This window comes from Ensifer sp. 22521 (assembly GCF_052044795.1).
Lineage (GTDB): Bacteria > Pseudomonadota > Alphaproteobacteria > Rhizobiales > Rhizobiaceae > Ensifer.
In genome coordinates this window covers 1-6,108 of record NZ_JBQENM010000063.1, presented here as the reverse complement: position 1 = coordinate 6,108, position 6,108 = coordinate 1, and the positions used below count along the sequence as shown (strand labels likewise).

Here is a 6,108-nt window from a genome sequence, read left to right as displayed (position 1 = left end):
GTAAGCCTCCGGTGGAGACCGCAGGTTACGCCGCCTGAGCGTTCAGCGCGTCTGGCTGCCAGTTCCACGGAAGCAATTGCTGCAGCTTGGTGATCGGCGTGTCGGCGATGCGGGCGAGAACGTCGGCAAGCCATGCCTGTGGATCAATGTCGTTGAGCTTGGCGGTCATGAGCAGTGTCGCCATGAACGCAGCACGGTCAGCGCCACGATCCGATCCGGCGAAGAGCCAGGACTTTCTGCCGAGTGCAAAGCCTCTGAGCGCTCGCTCGGCCGCATTGTTCGTCAGGCAAATCCGGCCGTCCTCCAGGAAGGACATGAAGCCATCCCAGCGCTTGAGCATGTAGTCGATCGCCTCTGCGACCGGAGAGCTGCGTGACAGCTTTAACCGCTCGGTTTGAAGCCAGGTCTGCAGATCGTCGACGAGCGGCAGGCTTTCCTTGTGGCGACGCTCCAGACGTTGATCCGCCATAAGCCCGTTGATCTCCCGCTCGATATCAAACAGGGCATCGATCCGTTTGACGGCTTCCAGCGCCATGGGCGAGACCGGCGCAGCGTTCTTTCCACGCTTGGCGCTTGCGGCAATGTCCGCGAGCACGAAGAATTTGCGCCGCGAGTGAGCCCAGCAAAGTGCCTTCGTCAGAGAACCGGGATCGCGGTCTACCTTGAACAGCGGATTGTAGCCGCCATAGGCGTCCGCCTGCAGAATGCCGGTGAAGGATTTGAGGTGGCGCTCCGGATGCTCCTGCCGCCGGTCCCGTGAGGCATAATACAGCGCGGCCGGCGGTGAGAGCCCGCCGAATGGCCGATCGTCCCGGACATAAGTCCAGATGCGGCCCGTATCGGTCTTTCCCTTTGCCAGGATCGGCACGGTCGTGTCGTCACCATGCAGACGCTCGGCGGCAAGGACATGCGCCTCGATCAGAGAGTGAATGGGCTTCAACGCTGCGGCACATGCTCCAACCTGATCAGCCAATGTCGACAAGCTGAGGTCGACACCTTCGCGGGCATAACGTTCGCTCTGACGGTTGAGCGGCTGGTGCTGGGCGAACTTCTCGAAGAGGATCATCGCCAGCAGGTTCGGCCCGGCAAAACCGCGGGGCGTTACGTGGAATGGTGCTGGCGGCTGCGCAATCTTCTCGCACTCGCGGCAGGTGAACTTCTCCCGCACCGTCTGGATGACCTTCCACTGACGCGGAACGACCTCCAGGGTCTCGGTGATGTCCTCACCAAGCTTCGACAGTTTTGCCGATCCGCAGCAGGCGCAATTCGTGGGAGCGGCGATGACGACGCGCTCGCGCGGCAGATGTTCGGGAAACGGTTTGCGTGATGGGCGCTTGCGCTCGAAGGCTTTGACAGCTGAAGCTTTGGCTGCGATCTCTGCCACCAGTTCATCTTCACCGGCGTCCGCTTCGAGCTCTTCGAGCTGAAGTTCCATCTGCTCCAGGAGCCGCGCCTTGCGCTCGGATCGGCTGCCGTAAAGTTCACGACGAACCTTGTCGATCTCCAGCTTCAGCCTCGCGATCAGCGCCTCGGAATGCGATACGAGTGCCTTTGCGCTAGCGGCTTCAGCCTTGGCGGTCGCCGCTTCTGCTTCGGCTGCAACACGTCGAGCGCGTTCCTGGGCCAGCAGTGCAACCGCACTGGCAAGGTCGTCCGGAAGCTCTTCGGTCACATTGCTCATGACAGGATGGAATCATATTCGACCCCGCCATTCCAGTGCTTTCGTTCACCCGGCGGACGTCGGCCGCCAGGTCTTTTGCGGCATTCGCCAGTCGATGCCTTCCAGCAGATAACCGAGCTGCGCAGGCGTGATTACCACCGTGCCATCGGCTGCCGATGGCCAGATGAAGCGTCCCCGCTCAAGCTTCTTCGTGAACAGGCAAGCTCCCTGGCCGTCATGCCAGATCACCTTGATCAAACCGCCGCCTCGGCCGCGGAATACGAACAGGTGCCCACACATCGGATCACGCTTCAGCGCCTCCTGTACCATCAACGACAGACCCGGAAAGCCTTTGCGCATGTCGGTATAGCCTGTCGCCAGCCAGACCTTTACACCTGTAGGGACCAGGATCATCGCAGTCCCAGCACACAGTCGAGAATACGGCCAAGCGCTTCGGTATCGATGTCGCTATCCACGCGGACGCGTCGGCCACGACCAAGTTCGATCGTTACATCACAGCGTTTGCGTCGGGGATGGGATGGTGCGGATGGCTCCGGTATAGCGGGCGAGCCTGCCGAAGCGGTCTCAGACACGATTACCGGCACCAACATGCTTGCCGCTCCTGCCGACGGTCCATCGACCTGGCAAAGCTCCTTGCGCCAGCGGAAGAGCTGGCTGACATGGATGCCGGCCGCGCGGGCAATCTCGGAGATAACCGCATCAGGCTCAAGGCAGGCGGCGACCAACTGCTCCTTCTCCTTGCGAGACCAGCGCCGACGACGCTCAACAGACGTGATCACTTCAATCGGATGCTTCGTCATAGGACTATCCCTAGTGTTTGCACTAGGACTTCCGATGTTGAGCGTCACCTCACAAGGCGGCCCTCACCGTGGGCTTACGATCAATTCGACCTGCGTGATTCTATTGCTTTCGTGGGGAAGGAAGTTGCGCCTGGTGATCCTCCCCCAGTTTCCGGGTTCTATGATTGCGTCGGGGGCCAGCAGAATAGGAGCACAGTGAAAATATGTATCCAACATCTGCATGCCACGTTCAAATCGGTAGTCGGGGTCGTTTAGCATGGCTTCCCCCTTGGGCTTGGCCTAGCTAAATGGAAGCCTAATTTAGGCATGCCTTGCAAGAGATTCTTTATTGATCGCTCGGTGGCAGTGCGCTGCATTCTGAGGCGCGCATCAGTGTCAGATGCACACCTTCACGTGGCACGGGATATTCTACAGTCATGTCCGCTGGCGGCAAACTCAACGGGCTTGGCGGGTGCGAAGGGGCCGCCTCCTGTAGCATCAAGTCTTGCTGTCGGTAGGTGGAGTGAAACTCTGGCAGCGCGCCAGAATGCGAATGGGAAGACAATAAGCGGCGACCCAAACTCGCGCCGGGCGGAACGCTGTCTTGTTGTAAATGCAGTTTTCCGGTTGTGAAGATATTGTAACGGCCTACAGAAGCGGCTTCGTCAGAAGCGAAAGAGCGTCCGAGTCAGGCACATCCCACGCAATTACTTTGTGGTCGACTAATTCGAGCCCCGCCCTGTGTGTGAAATGGCGGAACAGATCCGAAGTCATATAATTGCGCCAGCTCGGCGCAAGACTGAAATCCTGATCGGGTTGTTTAGAGTAGTTGGAGTGGTGAAAGAATGCTCGCCCGCCAGGTTTAAGCACCCGACATGTTTCCCGTAAGTATGCGTATATAGTTACCGGCTCGAAGTGCACCATCGCATCATAACTAAATACGGCCGAAGCCGACCCGGTTGGTATGAAAGCCAAGCTTTCTCCGTCTTCTGAATGGTGGCATCGGACGTTTCGCTTGTCGCGGAAGCGCTTACGGGCGAAGTCGATTGCATCTCTTGATGTATCGACCAGCACGAGATTTCCACACCGCTCAACGATCTGGGCCGCGTGGCGACCTTTGCCGCAAGCTATCTCGACCACGGAGGTCAAATCCATCGTATCGAAACGCTTCCTGAAGTCGCCCCCCTCGGTCCAAAAGATTTCGAGCATGTTTTCGACGGTGTCAAAGTACCCGAAGTCGGCGCTATTCTCGGTGCGCCATTTGTCGATGACTTTGTCTTTATGGTTCAGTGTCACCGCTCCCTCCGCTACTGCGCACTCACCGCACAGTAGAGTGAGGCTGGCGCGAAGGCAATAAGGTTGTCACCACAATAGTCCACAACAATAAAGTGAAACTCCATAGGAGGACCCGGGGTGCTGCTTCAAAACGGGATTTCGCTGCTGGTGCCGGAAGGTCGCACCACGCTTGCCACCACCAAGGCTTGAGAAGGGTAGCGGCACGTAACTATGGAGAAATTCTGTAGCATTGCTTAGGACGGGCACCAGGCGCATTGGCTCAATACCTAAATCGAACACAAGGCTTGCGAAGTTATGGAAGCCACTTTCTAAGTTGCAGTTTTAGACTATTGACCTCGTAACTTCCGTGGAACTTATCGAGTCCGCCGAAACGCTCTAGAGCGTTGTGTAGATAGGAGCCTTTCGGCGGCGCGAGGTTCTTGTTGTAACCAACCACTTCGAACATGTGATGCCAAAGATGGATGAGTTTTGAACAGCGCACTGCTGATTCAACGTTGGTCCGTTCTGCTGGTAACAACAATTTCCAGAAATGCGCATAAGAAATGGGGTAGAAAGCAGCCATGTCGCTGGCGAATCCGGAAAGGCCGGCTTCATGAAGTTTGGGAGAAAGAAGCCTTGGACCTATAGTTCCCCAGCGCTGGTCCAAGTCGACGACAGCGCGCGCGTGTAAAACCAAATCCTCAAGCACATCGTGCTCGCGGGGGAGCTTAAGCACAGCCCCGTTAATCGCAGCCGGGTTTTCCTTCGGTAGCTGGTAGCCAAAAACCATTTCTTTGTGCTGAAATTCGGGACGCTCCAGGCAAAGAAAATCGCAGTCGACCCAGCAACAGCCGGTTTTCTGAATCAAAAGGTAGCGGAAAAGATTGGAGAACTTTGAGAATTCAACCTTTCCATCTGCGATGTAGCGCTCCACCAAACTTGCGTCCGCGCAAATTTCGCGGGCATCAGCTAGCTCAATGCCGGGTGGCGCGTCCGTGCGGTGATCGTAAGTATATAGCCGCAAGTGCGCGCCGTGATATGCAAAAGACGAAAGACAACCGTATGTTAATCCATCAATAGGGCCGTGCCAGAACGATACAAAATCTGGCGCTCTTGCACGTCGGACTCTCGGGAAGAACCGGGCTAGTATGCTTTTCATTTCGTCCCTCTTTCACAGCCTGTCATGAGGAAAAACGTGTCCACCGTCCTTATTGCCTAATAGATACTTGTCAATCACTGGCGCAGCACGGAGCCAATGCTGGAATTCTCCGTTTGCCGGAACCGCGATCAAGACCGCCGCGCGTTGAAGGAGCACTTACTGGGTGCATGGTCTACAGTGCTCCATCTAGGCACGCGCCAGTTGCGTTCAAAAAATCTTAATAAAGAAACCGGCGGATTGGATTGCCTCGCCCGACAAATGCTTTACCAAGGCAGCGCAACGGGCGGGACATCCGCCCTCATCGGCTGAGGCGCCACGACGGGCGCGGGGACAAATCGGAGACGACTATGTGCGGTATTGTTGGCATCGTTGGCAACCAGCCGGTATCGGAGCGCCTGGTCGATGCGCTGAAGCGCCTCGAATACCGCGGCTATGATTCCGCCGGCGTTGCGACCATCAATGGTGGAGCGTTGGAGCGCCGGCGTGCCGAGGGCAAACTCGTCAATCTCGAGATCCGGCTTCGCGAAGAGCCGCTCGCCGGCACGATCGGCATTGCGCACACGCGTTGGGCAACCCACGGCGCGCCGACAGAGCGCAACGCCCATCCGCACTTCACCGACGGTGTCGCCGTCGTCCACAACGGCATCATCGAGAACTTCGCGGATTTGAAGGACGAACTGATTGCCGACGGCGCCAAGTTCGAGACGGACACCGACACCGAGGTCGTGGCACATCTGCTCTCCAGGTTCCGCCGCGAGGGCCTTGGCCGGCGCGAGGCGATGCATGCGATGCTGAAGCGGGTCACCGGCGCCTATGCGCTCGCCGTGCTCTTTGAGGACGACCCGTCGACGATCATGGCGGCGCGCAACGGACCGCCGCTGGCGATCGGCCACGGCAAGGGCGAGATGTTCCTCGGCTCCGACGCGATCGCGCTTGCGCCCTTCACCAACGAGATCACCTATCTGATCGATGGCGACTGGGCGGTGATCGGCGCAAACGGCGTGCATATCTTCGATCTCGCCGGCAATGCCGTCGACCGTCCGCGGCAGATCTCGTCGGCCGCCTATATGATCGACAAGGGCAACCACCGGCATTTCATGGAGAAGGAGATCTATGAGCAGCCGGAGGTGATCGCGCACGCGCTCAGTCACTACGTCGATTTTGCCGGCAACCGCATCAAGGCACTCGGCGGCACGATCGATTTTGCCAAGGTC

General features: G+C 58.0%; 5 protein-coding genes and 1 pseudogene. 1 reads left to right on the top strand and 5 read right to left on the bottom strand.

What is annotated here, in order from left to right; translation table 11 throughout:
• Nucleotides 1–25: 25 nt before the first annotated feature.
• The 5 genes from tnpC to ACTJKE_RS36405 form a co-directional block, all read right to left on the bottom strand.
• Complete coding sequence (gene tnpC, locus ACTJKE_RS36425) at nt 26–1,681, bottom strand: IS66 family transposase (RefSeq protein ID WP_427142547.1); 1,656 nt, start codon at nt 1,679–1,681, stop codon at nt 26–28.
• Nucleotides 1,682–1,726: 45 nt separating this feature from the next.
• Nucleotides 1,727–2,074: an IS66 family insertion sequence element accessory protein TnpB gene (tnpB, locus tag ACTJKE_RS36420; protein ID WP_427142548.1), complete on the bottom strand. Its 348-nt coding sequence runs from the start codon at nt 2,072–2,074 to the stop codon at nt 1,727–1,729.
• Complete coding sequence (tnpA, locus tag ACTJKE_RS36415) at nt 2,071–2,481, bottom strand: IS66-like element accessory protein TnpA (RefSeq protein ID WP_427142549.1); 411 nt, start codon at nt 2,479–2,481, stop codon at nt 2,071–2,073. The genes tnpB and tnpA overlap by 4 nt, the downstream gene beginning before the upstream one ends.
• Nucleotides 2,482–3,108: 627 nt before the next feature.
• A complete protein-coding gene (locus ACTJKE_RS36410) occupies nt 3,109–3,756 on the bottom strand; it encodes a class I SAM-dependent methyltransferase (RefSeq protein WP_440693889.1) in 648 nt (215 codons plus the stop codon).
• Between the two features lie 292 nt (nt 3,757–4,048).
• Complete coding sequence (locus tag ACTJKE_RS36405) at nt 4,049–4,894, bottom strand: hypothetical protein (protein WP_440693887.1); 846 nt, start codon at nt 4,892–4,894, stop codon at nt 4,049–4,051.
• 347 nt (nt 4,895–5,241) lie between these two features.
• Here ACTJKE_RS36405 and ACTJKE_RS36400 point away from each other — a divergent pair.
• Nucleotides 5,242–6,108 (top strand): annotated as a pseudogene (locus tag ACTJKE_RS36400) (glutamine--fructose-6-phosphate transaminase (isomerizing)); the annotation flags it as partial.

Excerpts from the sequence above, each read along its gene's own strand:
- tnpC (WP_427142547.1), bottom strand. The coding sequence starts at position 1,681 with ATGAGCAATGTGACCGAAGAGCTTCCGGACGACCTTGCCAGTGCGGTT.
- tnpB (WP_427142548.1), bottom strand. The coding sequence starts at position 2,074 with ATGATCCTGGTCCCTACAGGTGTAAAGGTCTGGCTGGCGACAGGCTAT.
- tnpA (WP_427142549.1), bottom strand. The coding sequence starts at position 2,481 with ATGACGAAGCATCCGATTGAAGTGATCACGTCTGTTGAGCGTCGTCGG.
- ACTJKE_RS36405 (WP_440693887.1), bottom strand. The coding sequence starts at position 4,894 with ATGAAAAGCATACTAGCCCGGTTCTTCCCGAGAGTCCGACGTGCAAGA.